The following is a 19,681-nucleotide window of genomic DNA, read 5'->3' on the forward strand; positions in this document are numbered from 1 at the left end:
AGGAATGGATGACAAAGAACGAAAACCATATGTGCATCGTTTTTGGGGCCTAAGCGTGGTTGTAGTTCTCGTGTTTTTGATTTTGGGCTTTAACCTTTGGCGTCTTCAGATTGCTCAAGGCTCTTATTATTCTGCTATGGCCAAAGGCAATGTGATGCAGCTTGTGAAGATCCCGACAACCCGGGGGGATATTATTGACAAAAATAAAAAGATTCTTGCCACCAGTGTGCCGGAATTTGTCCTGACACTGGACTGGCTGGATTTGCAGCAGTCTAAATCCACGAACTGGAAAGATGTCGTTGCTCGCTTAGCCGGTTTTATTAAACCTTATTGGCCGAATAGTAGCCAAACGGTTGATTCCATCACAATGGATATTTTGGTCAATATCCAAAATCACCAGTGGGAGCGTTATCGTCCTGTCACTATCTTAGACAATGTTCCTCAGGAACTCCAAGCCATCATTGCTGAGCATCAAGATGAACTTCCTGGTGTCAGTGTAGATGCTACCCCAATTCGTTCCTACCCTCAGAACACTTTAGCAGGTCAGCTGCTCGGATATGTTCGGGAGATTGGCCCGAATGAGATCTCTCAATTTAATCAAAACCCAGATGCTAAAAAGGCCGGATTTGAGTATCAGCAGGGAGATTTGGTCGGCAAGGACGGCGTGGAAAAATCCTATGATTTTTGGCTGCGTGGTAAAGAAGGAATTCAACAGGTAGAGGTAGACAACAATGCCCGTCCCGTGTCCAAACAAGTCGTTCAAGCGCCCGAACCGGGAAAGACGGTTCAGCTTACCATCGATGGAGACTTGCAAAAAACCGTTGAAGATAGCCTTGATCAAGTCATTTCCAATGTCCAGCAGCATACTAATCCTAATGCTAAGTCCGGTGCCGCAGTGGTCATCGATGTCAATTCAGGAAAGATTCTGGCCATGGCCTCGCGTCCGGGGATGAATCCCAATGACTTAATAGGAGATATTTCCCAGGCTATGTCCGATAAGTATTTCACGAACAAAGAAGCACCAGCGGCCTCCCTCAACCGAGCTTTGGCGGGGGTGTATCCTCCAGGGTCCGTCTTTAAAATGGTGACAGCAATGGCTGTTTTGCAGCTCAAATTGACGACACCGGAGGAAAAGGTCAATGATGTTCTGTCATCTCTGGGAAATCTAGCGTCTCAACAACAAGGGTTCGTGGAATGGGGCGGAAATAATTTTGGTCTCGTGAATCTTTACCGAGGATTGGCTTTATCTTCCGACATTTATTTTGAAGTCATGGGCCGGAGAGTCTTTGATGCCAACCCCGAGTTTATAGGCCAGATCGCCCATGAATTTGGTCTGGGAACCGATAGCGGCGTCGATTTACCTGGAGAAGCAAAGGGACTCGCCCCGTCAGCAGCCTGGAAAAAGTCCTACTTTCAGCCGAACTATGATAAACAGCGTGACAAGAAACTTGCGGATATCGACAGTAAATATGTTCCGAAATTAGCACAGGCAGCCGACGCGGCGAGCAAACAGAAATTGCAGGCGGCTGAGGATGCCGAGAAAAAGCAAGTTCAGGTCTGGTACCAGCAAATGCTCAGTCAAAACGTTGACTGGAAAGTTTATGACAGCTACAACAATTCCATCGGACAAGGATACAACGATTATACCCCGCTTCAATTGGCGGATTATGTAGCAACTTTGGTCAATGGCGGCAAACACTATCGTCCCTATATCGTGGATAAGATTTTAGACCCCATCACAGGGAAGGTCGTTGAACAAAATCAGCCGAAGGTTGAAAATACGGTGTCGATTTCTCCCGATGTATTGGATACCGTCAAAAAAGGAATGGCCGCTGTGACAACCGGCGAAGGGACAGGAGCTTTTCTATTTTCAGACATTCCGGACTTTTCCGGGGGAGCCAAAACGGGTACCGCCCAGATCGGATCAAAAGATACAATTTCCGGAGAATTATATAATGGGGTGTTTGTGGCTTTTGCCCCTTATGATCATCCCCAGATTGCCTTTGCTGGGGTCGTCGAATATGGAAGTCACGGTGGAGATACGGCAGGATACGTCGCTAGAGCGGCATTTATGAAGTATTTTGGGTGGAAATCCACGAATGGGGGCTAAAAAACGAGGAAATTTCTCCTCGTTTTTTTTTTAGAGGAAAAGGGAATTGGGACAGGCTTGTAGAATTTATAGAAGACATTGAATAACGAGAAGCAATGGGGGATTGTGCAGGTTGACACGGACAGAACATGTGGCCCTAAAGGGCACTCGCGAAGGATTAGTCCTGTACTTTGATCCGGCTGCGGATTTCGAATTGTTGATGACTGAGCTCGACAAGCTGCTGATGGATTCTGTCCAGTTCCTACAGGGTGCGACAGTCCGCTGTTATGCTGGAAGCAAGGAATACACGGAAGATGAGCATGCTCAGTTAACAGATCTCTTAAAACAACATCAGTTGGAGCTTGGGGGATGGTTGACTACAGAAGAAGTGTACGTACCAGGCAAAGTTCAATCCTATGCGGCTGAAGAAAAAGAAATGCGCCTTGGAGATGAAGGGATGGTGGCAGGACACTGTCTTTTTGTAGAACGAACTCTGCGTTCCGGGAAAAGTGTGCAATATGAAGGTCATGTCGTCGTTCTGGGTGATGTTAATCCTGGGGCAGAGATTATCGCAACTGGAAATATTGTCGTTTTGGGATCCCTACGTGGCGTAGCCCATGCAGGGGCGACAGGTGAACGAAAAGCTTCGGTGAGCGCCTATCATCTGGCGCCCACTCAATTGCGGATTGCAGATTTGGTTACAAGAGCGCCTGATGAGGAAATGGATGGACGGGGACCTGAGATTGCCAGAATCAAAGATGATCGATTGATTGTAGAAGCGGCTGGGATGAATAGTTGGCGCAGCAAGGGCCGTTGAGAAGAATAAGACTAAAGGGAAAGGCAGGTCTAAATATGGGTGAGGTAATCGTCGTAACTTCCGGCAAAGGGGGCGTAGGCAAGACAACGACATCTGCAAATATTGGTACAGGCTTGGCAGCCGCCAATCATAAAGTAGTACTCGTTGATACAGACATCGGTTTGCGCAATCTTGATGTAGTGATGGGACTGGAAAACCGAATTGTCTATGATCTTGTGGATGTTACCAGTGGAAATTGCCGTCTAAAGCAGGCGCTGATTAAAGATAAACGATTTACGAATCTTTTTTTGCTTCCGGCTGCTCAAACAAAGGATAAAACAGCGGTCAGTCCAGAGCAGATGAAGACGTTATGCGAAGAATTAAAGACAGAATTTGATTTCGCAGTGATTGATTGCCCTGCAGGGATTGAACAAGGTTTTCGCAATGCCATTGCCGGAGCGGACCGAGCAGTGGTTGTCTGTACACCGGAGGTCAGTGCAGTACGGGATGCCGATCGGATTATTGGACTTTTAGAGGCAGCCGAACTTAGAAATCCAAAATTAATCATTAACCGTATTCGCCCCCAAATGGTAAAGCGTGGGGATATGATGGATATCTCAGATATTCTGGATATCTTGGCGATTGATCTGATAGGGGTTGTTCCGGAAGACGAGAGTATTGTTATTTCCACAAACCGCGGCGAACCTTCTGTTTTGGACAACAGTTCCAAGGCAGGAGAGGCCTATCGGCGGATTACGAAGCGGATTCAAGGCGAAGACGTTCCTTTAATGAATCTCGATGTGCCGGTGGGAATTATGGATAAACTGAAGAGACTCGTCGGCTTACGTTAAACGTTCGGTACTGAGAGGAGGAATCGTCCTTGTTAGAATTTATCAGCCGAATGCTTGGCAAGGAAAGTGCCTCGAGCAAGTCGGTGGCAAAAGAACGTCTTCGGCTTGTTTTAGTTCACGACCGCGCCAGTATATCGCCAGCAATGCTGAATAGGTTGAGAGAAGATTTAGTTAAGGTCATCTCGAACTACATGGAAATTGACGAAACGGCCCTCGAATTTAATCTTTGTCAAGATGAACGCGAAGTGGCTTTAGTTGCCAACATTCCTGTCGTTAAGATGAAACGAGATTATGCAGCGAAATTTTAGGTAAAGCAGAATGTAAGTAACTATTGAAGAAAAGGTCTCACAAATTGGGAAAATTTGTTGAGGCCTTTTTGGATTAGCCTCCGGCTACAACCTTTGGGAGGAATGTCGAGATGTGTTATAATGTTCATATACCTGTGATCCCGCGACGACATTAACTGAAGGGGACAGCTTTTGTGGATAAACGTTCATTAAGAAACCTAGATTCTTTATTTATTGTCTTTACGTTCCTTCTATTGGCTGCAAGTTTAGTCATTTTAAGCACAGCTTCCATCAATGTTGACAAGGCAGATCCGATGCACTACGTGAAGGCTCAGGCGATTTGGATCGCGAGTGGGATTGTAATCGCCATTGTCTTGGCGGCGATTGATTATGAGAAGTGGCGTCATTTTCGCTGGTGGATTTACGGCCTAAACCTTATTCTGCTCCTGGCGGTTGTTCTCTTTGGTTCCAGTGCTAAAGGGGCAACTCGTTGGATTCCCATCACCTCCAGCTTCAGTATCCAGCCGTCTGAGTTCGCTAAGATTTTCATAATAATCACCCTTGCTGATTTCTTGGCGGACCGTCAAGGCAAGCTGAATAACTTCAAAGATTTTATACTGCCGTTTCTCTTTGTTCTGGTCCCCATGCTGCTTATTTTTAAACAACCGGACTTAGGAACCACCTTGGTCTTTGCGGCTATTTTTATCGGTATGATGTTTGTGGCCGGGGCCAACCCTTGGAAATTTGGAGGTTTGCTGCTCGGCGGGGCCTGCTTGATCGGAATTGCCCTGTGGCTGCATTTTGCGACCAACCTGCCCGGTTGGCTGCATTGGGCTCAAGGTCTTCCTCTTCCAATGCAAGACTATCAGCTCAAGCGTCTTACCATCTTCGTCAATCCCGCCGCCGACACCTCAGGTGATGGCTACCATATCATTCAATCCATTTGGGCTATTGGGTCGGGAGGATTCTGGGGCAAAGGCTATCGGATGGGTACCCAGGGACAACTGAATTTTCTACCGGAACATCACACCGACTTTATCTTTTCCGTGGTAGGAGAAGAGTTTGGCTTTATCGGAACGGTGACCCTGCTCTTTATCTTCCTGATTTTTATTCTGCGCAGTATCAGTATCGCCTTAAAAGCCCGAGGTCCCTATGGCATGCTGGTCGGGACGGGAATTATATCCATGTTTACCTTTCATATTCTAGTCAATGTCGGCATGACTTCTGGAATCATGCCCGTGACAGGTATCCCCTTGCCTTTGATCAGTTTCGGCGGCAGTGCTATGTGGTCGAATATGGCGGCGATTGGACTGTTGCTGAGTATAAACTTAAGGCGGCAAAGGCTGATGTTCTGAGGATTCCAACTTCGAACTTGAACTTCGCACAGCGAAGTTCTATTTTTTTTGCCCTCTCATAAACTATTAGAGAAACGTACGAGCTCAAATAGGGTAAAAAAGAGAGGCATTGCAGGATGAATCCTTTTGAACGTTGGGATGATTGGGAATGGGAACGAGCAATCCAAGAGGTGGGAAAAGAACAGGGGCGGGGAAAATCAGCGGACTTAAACCGCGGCCCTGAACGTTATCGACATTCAGCTAAGGGAAATCGGGGAAACTTTTTTAAGCATTGGAACGGGACTCAGAAGCGAACTATTTTGGCAGCAACCTTATTTCTTTTGGTTTTCTTCAGTGCCAATGGTACTGACGGATTCTCTCAGGCAGTTCATGGGTTGTACCGAAGTGCTATGGATTCGGGAAATTATTATGATACCTTAAATGGTATGGCCAAGGATGCTCTTTCCCTTGGCGGAGTAAGCAATAAAAGTGTTCCCGTCGATGCCAAGATGCTCGGAAAGTTTTTGCCGCCCATTTCGGGTCAGGTCATGGCTAAGTTTGGAATTGTGGGCGAAGGGGGAAGCAATGCGGCAGGTTCAGTACATCAAGGAATTGACGTGGGAAGTGCCTTGGGAACCCCAGTGCTTTCACCGGCAAATGGCGTAGTTACCTTTGTGGGCGAAGATCCTCAATTAGGGAAGATCATCAAAGCCGATTTGGGGGATGGCTGGACCACGGTGCTTGGCAATCTTGGAAATGTTTCCGTCCAGAAAGGTCAGAAGATAAATCAAGGAATGATTATTGGGACGGTGGGACTTTCAGCCCCACTTAAAAAACCCTGGCTGCATTTTGAATTAAGAAAGAATAACCAACCCCTCGATCCGATTCCTTATTTGATTCCTCCTCAGTCTAAAAGTTAAGTGCACTTGGCGATGTACTATGAAAAGAGGTGAAAGACCTGGTTTCTAAGACCAGGCTGAAATGGAGCTTTTCAAGCTTTTCGGTGTAAGCCTTCGCATCCATCCCACGTTATTCATTGTCCTCGCGGTTTATGGGGTCCTGGGTCTAGTAACCCAGGCTCTTCTCATCTTCGCTTTAGTCCTGGGCCATGAGCTGGCGCACCTGATCACGGCGCGAGCCTATGGATTTAAAGTGATTGGTCTGGAGCTCTTTCCCTTCGGTGGCGCGGCCTATTGTGATGATCTTTTCGAGGGCAGAAAACTTGAGGAGAGTGTGATGGCTTTAGCAGGCCCGGGATTTAATATTGCCCTTCTATTTGCTGCCCAAGCCTTAAGGTGGCAAGGAATTTGGGCAGGTGAATTCGCCGACCAGTTTGTCCGCTATAATCTTTGGCTGGCTGCCTTTAACCTCATTCCCGTGCTGCCTTTAGATGGCGGGCGAGTCATGAGGGCCCTTTGTGCAGACGGTTTTGGCTTTGTGCGGGCTACGAAGTTTCTGGCGTGGGCAGGGAAAGGCCTGGGTGTCATCTTAGCACTTTATGGAATTCTCCTCTGGAGCAAGGGGCAGTTTTCAGAAGGACCTCTCACGTTTATAGTGCTGGGGGGATTTTTTTGGCTGGCAGGGAGCAAGGAGGTTTCAGCAGCTCATATAACCTTTCTTAGACAATTAACTCGTAAAAAAGAGGAGTTAATTAAAAAAGGATTGATGCGCAGCAAATGGCTTACGGTACAGCGCAATACTCCGTTAGTCCGCATCGTCGAGGAATTTACCCCTGACCGCTATACGTTGGTTACCCTCCCCAAAGAAGAAATGGGACTGGAAAAGATCTTGACCGAAACGGATGTTTTGGAAGGAATGCTGAGGGAAGGGATTCGCTTCCCAGTGGGTAAACTGTTGACTAAGGAGTGAGGTGGATAACGATCGGCGACTGGAATCGACTTAGGCAAAATATTGGGTATTTATGTTATCTGTGATATAATGTAAGTTCACAAAGGAGTACAAGGAGGCCTCACAAAAATCATGAGTGAACTTACCCCTGCGGAACTGCGCCGGCAGGTCGAAATGTTTTTGCCCAAAGTTTTGAAGCCGAGCCGTTATCTGGGTTCTGAATGGAATGCTGTAAAAAAAGACTGGGACAAAACGGATGTGCATATGGCCTTCGCTTTCCCAGATGTTTATGAGGTGGGGATGTCGCATCTAGGAACCAAGATCCTCTACCACTTAGTGAATTCCTTCCCGGAATTTCTTTGCGAAAGGGTTTTCGCACCCTGGGTGGATATGGAGGAAAAGCTGCGGCAAAAGAAGCTTCCTTTATATGCCCTGGAATCCTTTCAGCCCTTGAAGGCGTTTGATGTTGTTGGCTTTACGCTGCAGTACGAAATGAGCTTTACCAACATACTTAATATGCTTGATTTAGCAGGAATTCCACTGCGTGCGGAGGAACGCGGAGCCGACGATCCCTGGATTATCGCCGGCGGTCCCTGTGCCTTTAACCCTGAACCCCTTGTTGGGTTTATTGATTTCTTTTTGCTGGGGGAGAGCGAAGAACAACTGCCGGAAGTGCTGCGCCTCATCGCCGAACAGAAGCAACATCTGCTTCCCCGCCGCGAGTTTTTAACCCGCGTTGCTCAGGTTCAAGGGGTTTATGTTCCGGATTTCTATCATGTGTCCTATAAACCGGACGGCCGTATCCAAGAAATCAAGGCGGAAGCCGATGTTCCGTCCGTGGTGGAGAAAGCCGTTGTTCAAGACTTTGATCAAGCGTTTTTTCCCACCAGCCCCATCGTTCCTTATATGGAAATCGTGCATGATCGGATGATGCTGGAAGTGATGCGCGGCTGTTCACGAGGCTGCCGCTTTTGTCAGGCCGGGATGATTTACCGCCCGGTTCGGGAGAGATCCCCAGAAACCTTACTCAAACATACGGAAGAACTCGTGCGTTCCACGGGGTATGATGAAATCGCCCTCACGTCGCTTTCCAGCGGAGATTATACCTGCATCCAGCCGACCATTCAAGCTATCATGGAAAAGCATAGCCCTGATGGGGTGGGAGTTTCTCTCCCCTCACTGCGTGTGGACTCTTTCGATGTGGACCTCGCCGAGTCTATCCAAAAAGCCCGCAAATCCGGTTTGACCTTTGCACCGGAAGCAGGGTCCCAGCGCTTGAGAAATGTGATCAACAAAGGAGTCACCGAGGAAAACCTTTTAGCTGCGGTGGGCGCCGCCTTCAAGAAAGGCTGGTCGAATATCAAGTTGTATTTCATGGTTGGCCTGCCTACGGAAACCCAAGAGGACATTGACGGGATTGTTGACTTGGCGAAAAAGGTTGCCAATCTGGGGACCCAACTGGGTCGCAGAAATATTAATGTAACAGTCTCTACGAGTATTTTTGTTCCGAAAGCTCACACCCCATTTCAGTGGGAACCTCAAGAATCTCACCTGTCGGTCGAACTCAAACAGAAATATCTTAAAGATAAATTACGAGATCGCAGGATAAAATATAATTACCACGATATGAAGACAAGCTATTTGGAAGCTGTGTTTGCCAAAGGAGACCGACGCTTAGCCCCGCTTTTGGAATGGGCGGTTAACCACGGCTGCCGCTTTGATGGCTGGTCTGAACACTTTGATCAAGAGACATGGATGCAAGGATTCCAAGAATTAGGCATCGATCCTCATTTTTATGCGAACCGGGCTATGGATTATGATGATATTCTGCCCTGGGAGCATTTAGAAAGCGGTGTGACAAAACGTTTCTTGACAGAAGAACATCATCGGGCATTGCAAGAAGCCAGGACCATTGATTGTCGATATGATGTCTGCACCGGGTGCGGGGTATGTCCGGGCAGAGGGGTTCAGATTGATTTGAAAGGGTGAGTGCCATGCGGCTAAGAATCGCCTATACCAAAGTGGAAGATGCTAAGTTTATAGCACATCTTGACTTAACCCGGGTGTTTGAACGCGCGATCCGACGGGCAGGGATTAAAATGTCCTATACGGAGGGCTTCAACCCCCGACCTAAAATCTCCTTTGGTTTTGCCCTGGCGGTGGGAACAGAAGGAGAGCGGGAATATGTGGACGTAGATCTTGAACATGAGTTGGAATTGGGAGACGTCTTGGGACGAATTCAAGAACAATTGCCTTCCGGCATTCGTTTGCTGCAAGGAAGTGTTTTAACGTCGGGTGCCAAACCTTTGATGGCCGTGCTGAATGCAGCAAGTTATCGAATACGCGTTGCTATGGCTCTGCCCATTCAGGAGAATCGCCTGCAGGAAGCTATCACAGCTTGGTTGGCACGAGAACACGTCACCTACTCACGCTACTCCAAAAAGGGACCGACGGATAAAGATATTCGCCCTTGGGTGAAGAGTCTGGAAGGGAAAGTTCAGGGAGACGAAGTTATCTTTGAACTGGATGTCGAGATGGGTAATGCCGGCAGTGTTCGTCCTGAGGAAGTCTTGGCCAGTTTGAGAGAGCTGGAGAATCTGCCTTTGGATTTGGACTCCTTGCATATTAAGCGGACGGGTGTGCATGTCAGTTATCAGGGGAAGAAGAGTTCGCCGTTTGAGATGGCGGAATAGGACGCTTTGGGGAGCGAGGGGCGCGTCACCTTGTTCAGCCATGCGTTCGTCGTGCCAAACTAGGGCTTTAAATTCTGGATGGAAGTGGGCAGGGTTCCCGGCCTATGCGACGGCAGCGTGCTATGCCATCCATGGCGCACCCTGCACTAGGCACATCCGTGTGCCGTCGTCCGTGCCGCAAGGCCGGCGGGAAACGTCCTGTTTCCCGCCCTGCTTTAAGAATGCGAATTTAAAGCCGAGTTTGACTACGACGAGCGCAAAGGCTTCTCGTCGGTGATCGCGCCCCTCGCTCTGAAGCTCGGGGTTTTTTGGTATTCTTACTTGTATTCCTTAAGTATCAGTATTTTTTGGGGCTGCTTAGAGCAGTTTGAGCAGGATGACTGAGTTGAATGGTAAGATTAACTGGAACTTCGCATTTACAAATGCGAAGCTCTATGATAAAGTGCGCATAATATCATGAGGTGGGCATTGTAACGCAGGTTCTTATAGGAGGTGTATAAATCCGTATGAAGCTTGAGAACTCGACTTGCAAAAAGGAACTTGTTCTCCAAAGCCAGTCCCATAAGATTCGGGCGGCTGTGTTTGAGCAGGGGGAATTGATGGAAGTCTTCGAAGAAGAGGGTGGTTCGTCTCATTTGGTGGGGAATATTTATCGGGGCCGAGTGGAGAACGTTCTGCCGGGGATGCAGGCAGCCTTTGTGGATATTGGTTTGGATAAGAATGCCTTTCTCTACGTCGGGGATGCTGTTCCCTCTCGTTTTGAAGATGATGAAAAGAATTCTCCGGTTCTTCAGGATCGGATTGAGCACATTCTTAAACCACGTCAAGAACTTGTCGTTCAGATTAACAAAGAACCGGTTGGAGCAAAGGGAGCGCGGATAAGCGTTAACCTTACGCTGCCAGGACGCTATGTTGTCCTTCTTCCTCAGGTCAGCTATATCGGTATCTCTCGGAAGATCCAAGATGACCATGAACGAGAGAGATTACGGGATTTGGCTGAGAAGGCTAAGCCCGAGGGGATGGGCGTGATTATTCGTACCCTTGCTGAAGGAATTGATGGAGAGGAAATTGCAGAAGATATTGCCCAGCTGACTGAAATGTGGCGCACGTTGCAGCCTAGGATTCCACATGTTTCAGTGCCTGGTTTAGTACATAAGGATGTCGATCTGGTTTCACGCTTACTACGGGATTGGATCGATCAGGATGTGGAAAAGATTACGGTTGATCAGGAGGATGTCGCTCGAACCTTGCGTCAGGCTTTGATGGAAATTGAACATCCGGCCGCTAAGCGAATTTTTGTCGTCTCGGATGAGGACCTCTTCGTCAAATACGGAGTGGACGATGGAATACGCAAAGCCTTGCGCTCTAAGGTCTGGTTAAAAAGCGGCGGATATCTGGTCATCCAACAGACGGAAGCTTTAATTGTGATTGACGTGAATACGGGAAAATATGTCGGACAACGTTCTCTGGAAGAGACGGTCGTTCATACAAACCTTGAAGCGGCTCGGGAGATAGGCCGTCAGCTGCGGCTGAGAAATTTGGGTGGTATTATTGTGATTGATTTTATCGACATGACGTCGAAAGAGGATCAGCAGCAAGTGATCGAGGCCTTAGAATCGGCCTGCTCTAAGGACAGGACGAAGTCCCAAGTTTTAGGATTGACTCAACTGGGACTGGTGGAAATGACTCGCAAGAAAGTAGGACAGACCTTAGCAGTGAGGTACACGTCCCCTTGCCCGGCCTGTGATGGAAGCGGGCGGACATACATGATTGAAAAATGAGGCTTCGGCCTCTTTTTATTTTGCTCAAATAGTCTCATTTTCTCAATGTTAGACCCTTCAATTGTTGACCGCTTCTTTGCATATGGAAGTCCGACCGCACTTCAACTTTGGAAAGGCTAATAGTTGTATAAAGTTCTCGTTTTCTAATTGCCAATAATGTAGTAAAATATCGTTTTCAGTCGATTATTTAAAATAAATGACAGATATAATCTTAATTTGATGATTTTAATTATCTTAAAAATATAAATCTAGTCTGGATAATTTAAAAATGTTGCAAAACAAGCAGGAAAATTTGTTTTCACAAAGAATAGAACTTAGTACATATAAATTGGAGTTAATATTATCATTTTCAGTTCGCTTTAAAACTAATAAATGCTTCGACATAAGATCTTAGTTGAGACACTTAGAAGTATACTTTGAATGCTTTTGGATAGTTTTCAAAAGCATTTTTCTGAATTAAGGGGGTGAGGGACGGCTGCGCGGCGTCCAGTGAAGGATAGAACTAGTTATCGTTAATCCAATATAAAATACGAACAAGAAGAGAGTTGAGAGGAGAAATTCACTGAATGAGAAGCATTAAAAAAGCGATAGCTTCATTAGCTATTGCTGGTATGGCCCTTACTTTGGTCCCCTTAAATGTCCTTGCAGAGAGTACCGTCCCAACACGTATCGGTGGAAATACTGCCGCACAGACTGCAGTTCAAATCGCCGAACAAACAGGGTGGTCGGGTACAGCAATTCTGGCGTCGTCCACATCCTACGGCATGGTGGATGCGTTGACAGCCGGCCCCCTCGCTACCTTCCTTAAAGCACCGATCCTTTTAACAGAAGCAGGGGACACTCTGAATCCTGATACTCAGGCAGAACTCACCAAACTACAGGTTAAGACGGTTTATGTCACCAGCGGAACGGGTGTCATCAGCCAAGCGGTCCTTGATCAGTTAACAGCTATGGGCATTACAGTAGTCTCCTTGGGCGGAGTTGATCGTTTTGCTACATCAGCAAATATCGCCGAGAAAATGGTGTCGCTCGGAGCCAGCGTAAGTAAAGCAGCAGTTGCCTATGGATGGAAGAATCAAGATGCGCTCTCCATCGCCTCCATTGCTTCTGCTCAAACTGAGCCGATCCTCCTAACAGAGAAAGACTCAATCCCTTCAAGTGTGCAAGACTTCTTGTCAAATAACACGAGTGTGAAAACAACGGATGTTATTGGCGGAACAGGCGTGATCAGCGATGCCGTCAAAGCTCAGCTTCCCAGCGCTGTACGTCAGTTTGGCAACACAGCCTATGATACAAATCTTGCTGTTCTTAAAGCTTTTGACAGCGTACTAAAGTATGATCATGTCTTTATAGCCAATGGCGAAACGGCTATTGACGCATTAGCTGGAGCGCCTCTTGCCGCAAAGTACAACGCCGGAATTGTACTTACGAACGGAGAAGCCAATGAGGGCACAACATATGTCAGCAGCAAACTCTCTGCGAAAAGCATCGTCACTGCCTTGGGTGGGATAGCAGTAGTTCCAGAAGTTGTACGGACAGGTATCGTTTATACAGCTCCAGCTCCAGCTCCAGCTCCAGCTACTGGCGGCGGAGGTGGAGGAGGCTACTCCGGCGGCCCCGGCGGAAACCCCGGTACACCAGTAACCTATTATGATACAGCAAATTCAACGTATGGTCCTACTTCCGGAGTACAAACTGTATCGGGTGATGCTCAGATCACTGCTCAAGGAGTCCACCTGCAAAATTTAAGTATTAGCGGGAATCTGGAGATCTCCGCCTCGGTTGGAGATGGAGATGTCTATTTGGATAATGTCACTGTTTCAGGTCAGACAACTGTCAGAGGCGGGGGACAGAACAGCATTCACCTTACGAATTCGACTTTAACGGGTACTTTAATCGTCATTAGGCAAGACGGTCGTGTTCGGATTGTTGCGGGAGGAAATACGAGCATTCCGAACGTTCAACTGCAATCAGGAGTTACCTTGGAGAACGATTCGAGCTCAAATTCAGCCTTCGGTCAGGTCACAGTGACTACCTTTACAGGTACAGACAATGACATTGATCTTGAGGGGGATTTTACCAGTGTCACCTTAGATGCTCCCGGAGTTACGATCACGGTTCCGAATGGAACTGTATCAACTCTTTCGTTAGGGCAAAGTGCCACGGGGAGTTCTGTCAACGTTACTGGCGGTACTGTCTCAACGCTGACAATTCCTGACGGGGTGAGCAATCCCACCGTCACTATGAGCTCTGGTAATATCGGACAACTTAACATCCAAGCGACGGCTCAGGTGAATGTTCATGGTGGTACGGTCAATTCTATAACGGTTGCGAGTACCGCTCCCAGCACTGCTGTAAGTATGGACTCAGCAGCATCGGTCACGACCATGACATTAAATGCTGCAACCAATGTCACCGGCTCGGGTTCCATTAACAGCGTGACAATTAATTCTAGTGGAACAACCATTGAACAATCTCCAGCTACGACTTATGTAGCCCCCGGGGCAGGCAGCGCGTCTGTGGGCGGCAGTACCGTAACGGGAGGCCAGACTGTTACAACTCAAGCGCCTTCTGTAACTTCCATCACCAGTTCAAGATCAGGGGCGACAGCCAGCATTGTTGACAATGATACCACTAAAACCATTACTATTACTCCCGGTTTATTCAAAGAACCCAATGTTAAAGTTAATCAAAATTCAACCATGAAAATCAAAGTGACGAGATCAGGCGTAGATTATGATTTGGGTACCTGGAATTTGTCTAATTCTGCCTCAGGCAATGATATTTTCTCCGCAAGTAATGCTTTAAACTTAAGCCTCATCCAAACTCTGAATGCCCTCAAGGCAACTCAAATTTCCAGCTCTCAAATTTTTGGCGCGGTAAACTTCGGAGCCCTCTTAACAGCTGCCCAAGGTATGACAACCAGTAACAAAGAAAATGTATACAATGCCATGGCTGATATTCTTAGCCAAGCTAAGAACACCAGCGCAGCAAATCCATTTTATCAGGCCCTTAATCTGCCAGGTATTTACGCTGCAGCTGACGCGAATACCCAAACGAGCATCAGTAATATCGTTACTAACGCCATACCAACTGGTGTTAATGTGACTGCAGCAGATTTATTATCAGGAACAAGCGCAAATTCTGCAGCTGCAGTCGAAACGCTAAATAACAGTAATAAAATGAATGAATTTTTCAGCAACATTGATTTTCAGCAACTTTTTAGTGCTTTAAGAGTTTCTAATAATAAAAATGCCATTTACTTAGCGATTAACTTTACAGCGCTGTTCAATGCGGTTGATGGATTGCCTGCGGGTAATAAAGATCTCGTCTATCTTGATTGTGCTGCCATCTACCAAGCTGCCCTCACGGTGAATATAAGCAATGCCGTCGATTATGGCGCTTTACTAGAGCTAGTTATGACAAGTCCAAACACAGTGTATCTAACTTTAACCAATGCGAACGGAACCACCAAGACATATACGGTTGTTAAAGGCTCTTGAGAATACTTGGACCGGCGCTTATTTTCCTAACTTGATAACTTAAAGTATCTTTCATGGCAGCAGGTTAGCTCAGGCGACGATAAAGAGTTTTCCCTATCGGAAGAACCCGCTAAAAAAGTAGCGGGTTCTTCTGAGTCGATGAACCGAGTATTCGCTTAAGATACGCTGGGATTTAACAGAATATGAATCTTTATGCAGGAAAGCTCATTGTCATGTCGAATAAACTCAGAGATCTCCTTTAAGCAAAGACTCTGAATAAATAGTTATTGTCTTACCTCGAAACAACGGAAGAGTAAAAAGAGGGGGTCAAATCAATGAACCCAAGAACAAAGCAAACCTTGTTAAAGGCTTGCATGGCAGTTATCGTTTTGCTGTCTTCAACCCTTGCTCCTGTTAGCGCGAATGCAGCCACTACAAATACTTCAAGTATCCCGACCAGAATTGGCGGAGTTGACCAGTACGAGACAGCGGCACTTATCGCCCAAAGAGGTTGGACAGGATCAACGGACAACGTTGTTCTTTCCTCAGGAATAAACAGTGCCCTTGTGGATGCGCTCTCGGCCGGCCCGTTAGCAGCTAAGTTAAAGGCTCCGATTCTTTTAACAGACAGCGGGCAAGATTTAAATTCCTTTACGAAAGCAGAACTTGAGCGTCTTAAACCGAAGAAGGTCTACATAACCAGCGGTACGGCAGTGATTAAAGCTTCGGCAATTGAAGAAATTAAAGCATTAGGGATTACACCGGTTCCACTCGGCGGGATCGATCAATATGAAACATCGGCAAACATCGCGAAGGAAATGGTATCCCTGGGGACGGATGTGACAAAGGTAGTCGTAACTGCAGGATGGATGGCCCCGGTAGATGCTTTGTCTGTTTCTTCAATTGCAGCGGCATTGGAAATCCCGATTTTGGCCACAACACATGATGCCTTGCCTCCTTCAATCAAGGAGTTTTTAAATGAACATCCTGGAATTACAGATTCCTATGTCATTGGCGGAACTGCAGTTGTCGGAGAGGCAATTAAAGAAGCACTTCCGGGGACAGTTCATCGCTATTTCGGTGTAACGAAATTTGATACGAACCTTGAAGTGTTAAAAGGATTTGCCAAAGACATTCATTATGATAAGGTTTATGTGGCAAATGGAGATACGTTTGTTGATGCTCTTTCCGGAGTATCACTCGCTTCGCTCACTAATTCCCCGATCCTTTTAAGTCAAAGCGACTGGTCAGCTGCGATGAAGGATTTCTTAAAACAAAATAACTTGCAAGAGATCGTTGCTCTTGGAGGAGCGGCCGTTGTACCAGATAACGTATTAGGGTCTTTAACAGATATTTCGAACGAGGTCTCGAATTCACCGACTCCGCCTGCGGCGTCAGCGGTTCCCTCGGCAGGCGGAGGGGCTTCGTCAGCGCCAACTCCAACGGCTCCTACAATGCCGAGCACTGTGACTGTCAGCAATCTGAAAGTCAATACCGATCCGGCGAATTCATTGGGAACATTTAACAATGGTGCAGTTATTGATCTTTCAGGGTTGGATGATTCAGTAACAGTTCTCGGATTTGGTCTGACTGCGGATCAGGATTGCACTCTTCAATTTAAAGTGCTGAATAATGTCCAGAATATTCCCTTGGCAGCAGGGGTAGAGAAAGACGTGACGATTGGGGATTTAATCACTGGCGGACAAATTCAGAGTAAGGTAACCCTGGGGGAATTCCGACTTATTTACACAACAAAAACTCTGGTAGGTCAACTTTTGAAAGATGGGACATCCGCAGGTACGTTAACGGTTACTTTGAAATTTAAAAACTAGATTTTCGTGAGCTCCAATAGAAAAGTAAATAGTCTAACAAGTTTTTACGAGGACTGATTTGGGAGGGTGACAATGGAAGAAGAAATAGATTTAAGGCAGTACTGGGAGATTCTGCGCAAACGATGGCTTATCGTAGTGGCAATACCTCTCATAGCGGCACTTACAAGCGGAATTATTAGCTTTTTTATTATAAAACCCTCCTATCAGGCGTCCACGACTCTGATCGTTGGAAAGAAAGCATCTGAGGAAGGCCAAGCTGCAGCGCAAATGCTGGATAATAACGTCCTATTGGCTAATCAGCAATTGGCTAAGACATATGCTACCATTGCCCAAAGCAGAACCGTTGAGGAAAATGTCATCAAGGATTTAAATCTGCCGCTGACTGCCGACGAGCTGGATAAATTGATCTCCATTGACCAAGTGAAGACCACAGAAATTCTTGAAATTCAGGTGAGCAATACCGACCCTGAATTAGCGGCCTCTATTGCCAACACCATGGCCCAAGAGTTTTCCAAAGCCGTTATCGAGATTAAAAAAGTGGACAGTGTCAGTATTGTTGATAAAGCTGTAACTCCAGACATTCCTGTCAAACCGAATAAGAAGCTTAATGTATTGATTGCCTTCGTAGTGGGGCTGATGGCCTCGGTGGGCTTGGTTTTCCTGCTCGAATATCTGGATAACACCGTCAAGACTTCGAATGATGTAGAGACTCTTCTCGGGATTCCGGTATTAGGTGTGATTCCAAACTATGACATTGGAAAACAAGGATAAGTAAGAGGGGAAGATTTCTTTGGCATATTCATTAATTACTGTAGAACAATCGAAATCTCCGATCTCAGAGGCTTTCAGAACCCTTCGCACGAACGTTCAGTTCACAAGTGTGGATTCCGAGACTAAGAAGATCATGATCACAAGCGCTGGTCCAAGAGAAGGTAAATCGTCCACCGTTGCCAACCTTGCGGTAAGCATTGCTCAGACTGGGAAGACCGTCCTGGTGATAGACGCTGATTTGCGTAATCCCACTCAGCATAAGCTCTTTGGATTGGCTAACGTTCAGGGTCTATCCGTCGCGTTAGTTCAAGATCAAGAGTACCGAAACTATGTTAGAGAAACGAGTGTCTCTGGGCTATTGGTACTCACAGGCGGTCCTATACCTCCTAATCCAGCGGAGCTTGTTGGATCGAAGCGAATGAAGCGTTTGATTGAAGAAGCCAGTGAGCAATTTGACATCGTCCTTATTGATACCCCGCCCATCGTGGCAGTGACAGATGCTGCCATCTTAGCCCAAGAAGTCGATGGGGTCATCTTAGTATTGGCTTCAGGCGAAGTAAACAAAGATTATGCACTTCGAGCGAAAGAACAGTTGGATAAAGTAGGTGCCAAGATTCTCGGAGCCGTGCTCAACAAAGCGGACCTCAAAACGAGTGAATATTATTATTACTACTATTACCATGGTTCGGATGATCCTAAGAAAAAGCATAAACGTCAGAAAGCTCGTTGATGAAAAAAGCGATTCTCCTCCAAAGAAATAATGGAAGGGATCGCTTTTTTGCTAAATCAGAATGAGCATTGATTTACTTTTCAGATTCATACTCTTGCGCGGTGTCTGATAGGTACTTGTCATTAATTAAATTTAAACCTAATTAATCTTTAGGAGAGTTCAAGATGATTGATATTCATTGCCATATCCTACCTGGATTAGACGACGGGTCTAAAACTTTGGAAGAGACGTTGGGAATAGTTCGTCAGCTCCAAGTAGCAGGGTTAGAAACCCTCATAGCCACTCCCCACGTCATTGAAGGGACAGATTTCCTGCGTGCTGAAGAAATCTTAACTGCAGTAGAACAAGTGCGCCAAGCAATCGCCGAGGCGGGTATTCCTGTAAAAATCTTCCCTGGTGCAGAAAACTACATCTTTCCAGACATGGCCAAGTGGGTACGAGCAGGGAAGCTGCTGACTTTAGCAAACACAGGAAACTATATCCTCGTTGAGCTTCCAATGCTGGAGATACCCCACTATGTCGACCAAGTTTTTTTTGAGCTACAGGTTGAGGGACTGACTCCGGTGCTTGCCCATCCGGAGAGATATCGAGAATTATTCCATGAGCCGGAACGTCTTGTCGAGTGGGCAAATAAGGGAATCCTCTTTCAACTAGATTTAAGAAGTTTAAGTGGACGATATGGCCCTCAGTCGAAGCGACTTGCGGAAACAATGTTAAACAGTCATTTAATCCATTTTTTAGGCTCCGATGCCCATCGTGTTTCCCAAAATGAATCTGTCGATCGAGAGGCACTCCAGAGAGTGAGGCAACTTTTAGACGAAGAAACGTTCGAAGAAGTCGCTGTCAAGAACCCGCAAAGGATTCTTGAGAGAGAAATCATAATGACTAATGGAGATTATGAACTGAAAATAATCGAAAATATTAAAGGAAAACGTAGATTTTGGGATTTATTTAGAAAATAGTGTCGAACTCTTAATGTTTGCATCGTAATCTAAGGAAAAATAGAATTTTAAACAACTATAGTTAGAATAAAATATTACAAGACGTCTTTTCCTTAGAGGATTGATTAATTTTAATTGTAATATTAGTAAAAAAATATCCTTTACTTGAAGGATATTTTTTTTAAATGGCGAAATTACAGTAATAGTACGTATGTACTAGGACCGTAGACTCATGCGGTTGGGTCT

At 46.3% G+C, this 19,681-nt stretch carries 15 protein-coding genes; all 15 read left to right on the forward strand.

Features of this window, described 5'->3' with window-relative positions; genetic code table 11:
• The first annotated feature begins 4 nt into the window (after positions 1 to 4).
• The 15 genes from mrdA (at position 5) to VZF35_RS17325 (ending at position 19,456) form a co-directional block, all read left to right on the forward strand.
• Positions 5 to 2,110, forward strand: a complete 2,106-nt coding sequence (mrdA, locus tag VZF35_RS17255) for a penicillin-binding protein 2 (RefSeq protein ID WP_407306856.1) — start codon at positions 5 to 7, stop codon at positions 2,108 to 2,110.
• 112 nt (positions 2,111 to 2,222) lie between these two features.
• The gene (gene minC / locus VZF35_RS17260) at positions 2,223 to 2,906 is read left to right on the forward strand and encodes a septum site-determining protein MinC (protein WP_407306858.1); all 684 of its coding nucleotides are present in this window, start codon (positions 2,223 to 2,225) and stop codon (positions 2,904 to 2,906) included.
• Positions 2,907 to 2,941: 35 nt separating this feature from the next.
• Positions 2,942 to 3,736 carry a septum site-determining protein MinD gene (gene minD / locus VZF35_RS17265; protein ID WP_407306860.1) on the forward strand — a complete coding sequence of 265 codons (795 nt, stop codon included), beginning with the start codon at positions 2,942 to 2,944 and terminating at the stop codon, positions 3,734 to 3,736.
• A gap of 29 nt (positions 3,737 to 3,765) precedes the next feature.
• A complete protein-coding gene (gene minE, locus VZF35_RS17270; protein WP_407306862.1) occupies positions 3,766 to 4,044 on the forward strand; it encodes a cell division topological specificity factor MinE in 279 nt (92 codons plus the stop codon).
• 173 nt (positions 4,045 to 4,217) lie between these two features.
• Entirely contained in the window at positions 4,218 to 5,378 is a 1,161-nt protein-coding gene (gene rodA, locus VZF35_RS17275) for a rod shape-determining protein RodA (protein ID WP_407306864.1), read from the forward strand.
• A 116-nt stretch (positions 5,379 to 5,494) separates the two neighbouring features.
• Positions 5,495 to 6,277, forward strand: a complete 783-nt coding sequence (locus VZF35_RS17280) for a murein hydrolase activator EnvC family protein (protein ID WP_407306866.1) — start codon at positions 5,495 to 5,497, stop codon at positions 6,275 to 6,277.
• A 61-nt stretch (positions 6,278 to 6,338) separates the two neighbouring features.
• Entirely contained in the window at positions 6,339 to 7,226 is an 888-nt protein-coding gene (locus VZF35_RS17285) for a M50 family metallopeptidase (protein ID WP_407306868.1), read from the forward strand.
• 111 nt (positions 7,227 to 7,337) lie between these two features.
• Entirely contained in the window at positions 7,338 to 9,194 is a 1,857-nt protein-coding gene (locus VZF35_RS17290) for a TIGR03960 family B12-binding radical SAM protein (RefSeq protein WP_407306870.1), read from the forward strand.
• Positions 9,191 to 9,898, forward strand: a complete 708-nt coding sequence (locus VZF35_RS17295; protein WP_407306872.1) for a TIGR03936 family radical SAM-associated protein — start codon at positions 9,191 to 9,193, stop codon at positions 9,896 to 9,898. The genes VZF35_RS17290 and VZF35_RS17295 overlap by 4 nt, the downstream gene beginning before the upstream one ends.
• A 506-nt stretch (positions 9,899 to 10,404) precedes the next feature.
• Positions 10,405 to 11,679, forward strand: a complete 1,275-nt coding sequence (locus VZF35_RS17300) for an Rne/Rng family ribonuclease (protein WP_407306874.1) — start codon at positions 10,405 to 10,407, stop codon at positions 11,677 to 11,679.
• A 566-nt stretch (positions 11,680 to 12,245) separates the two neighbouring features.
• Positions 12,246 to 15,182, forward strand: coding sequence for a cell wall-binding repeat-containing protein (locus VZF35_RS17305; RefSeq protein WP_407306876.1), 2,937 nt, complete (start codon positions 12,246 to 12,248; stop codon positions 15,180 to 15,182).
• Between the two features lie 314 nt (positions 15,183 to 15,496).
• The gene (locus tag VZF35_RS17310) at positions 15,497 to 16,993 is read left to right on the forward strand and encodes a cell wall-binding repeat-containing protein (RefSeq protein ID WP_407306878.1); all 1,497 of its coding nucleotides are present in this window, start codon (positions 15,497 to 15,499) and stop codon (positions 16,991 to 16,993) included.
• Positions 16,994 to 17,065: 72 nt separating this feature from the next.
• Positions 17,066 to 17,764, forward strand: coding sequence for a YveK family protein (locus VZF35_RS17315; RefSeq protein WP_407306880.1), 699 nt, complete (start codon positions 17,066 to 17,068; stop codon positions 17,762 to 17,764).
• Between the two features lie 19 nt (positions 17,765 to 17,783).
• Entirely contained in the window at positions 17,784 to 18,494 is a 711-nt protein-coding gene (locus tag VZF35_RS17320; RefSeq protein WP_407306882.1) for a CpsD/CapB family tyrosine-protein kinase, read from the forward strand.
• A 164-nt stretch (positions 18,495 to 18,658) separates the two neighbouring features.
• The gene (locus tag VZF35_RS17325; RefSeq protein ID WP_407306883.1) at positions 18,659 to 19,456 is read left to right on the forward strand and encodes a tyrosine-protein phosphatase; all 798 of its coding nucleotides are present in this window, start codon (positions 18,659 to 18,661) and stop codon (positions 19,454 to 19,456) included.
• Positions 19,457 to 19,681 lie beyond the last annotated feature (225 nt).

It is taken from the genome of Desulfosporosinus paludis (assembly GCF_045689965.1).
Classification (GTDB): Bacteria; Bacillota; Desulfitobacteriia; order Desulfitobacteriales; family Desulfitobacteriaceae; genus Desulfosporosinus; species Desulfosporosinus paludis.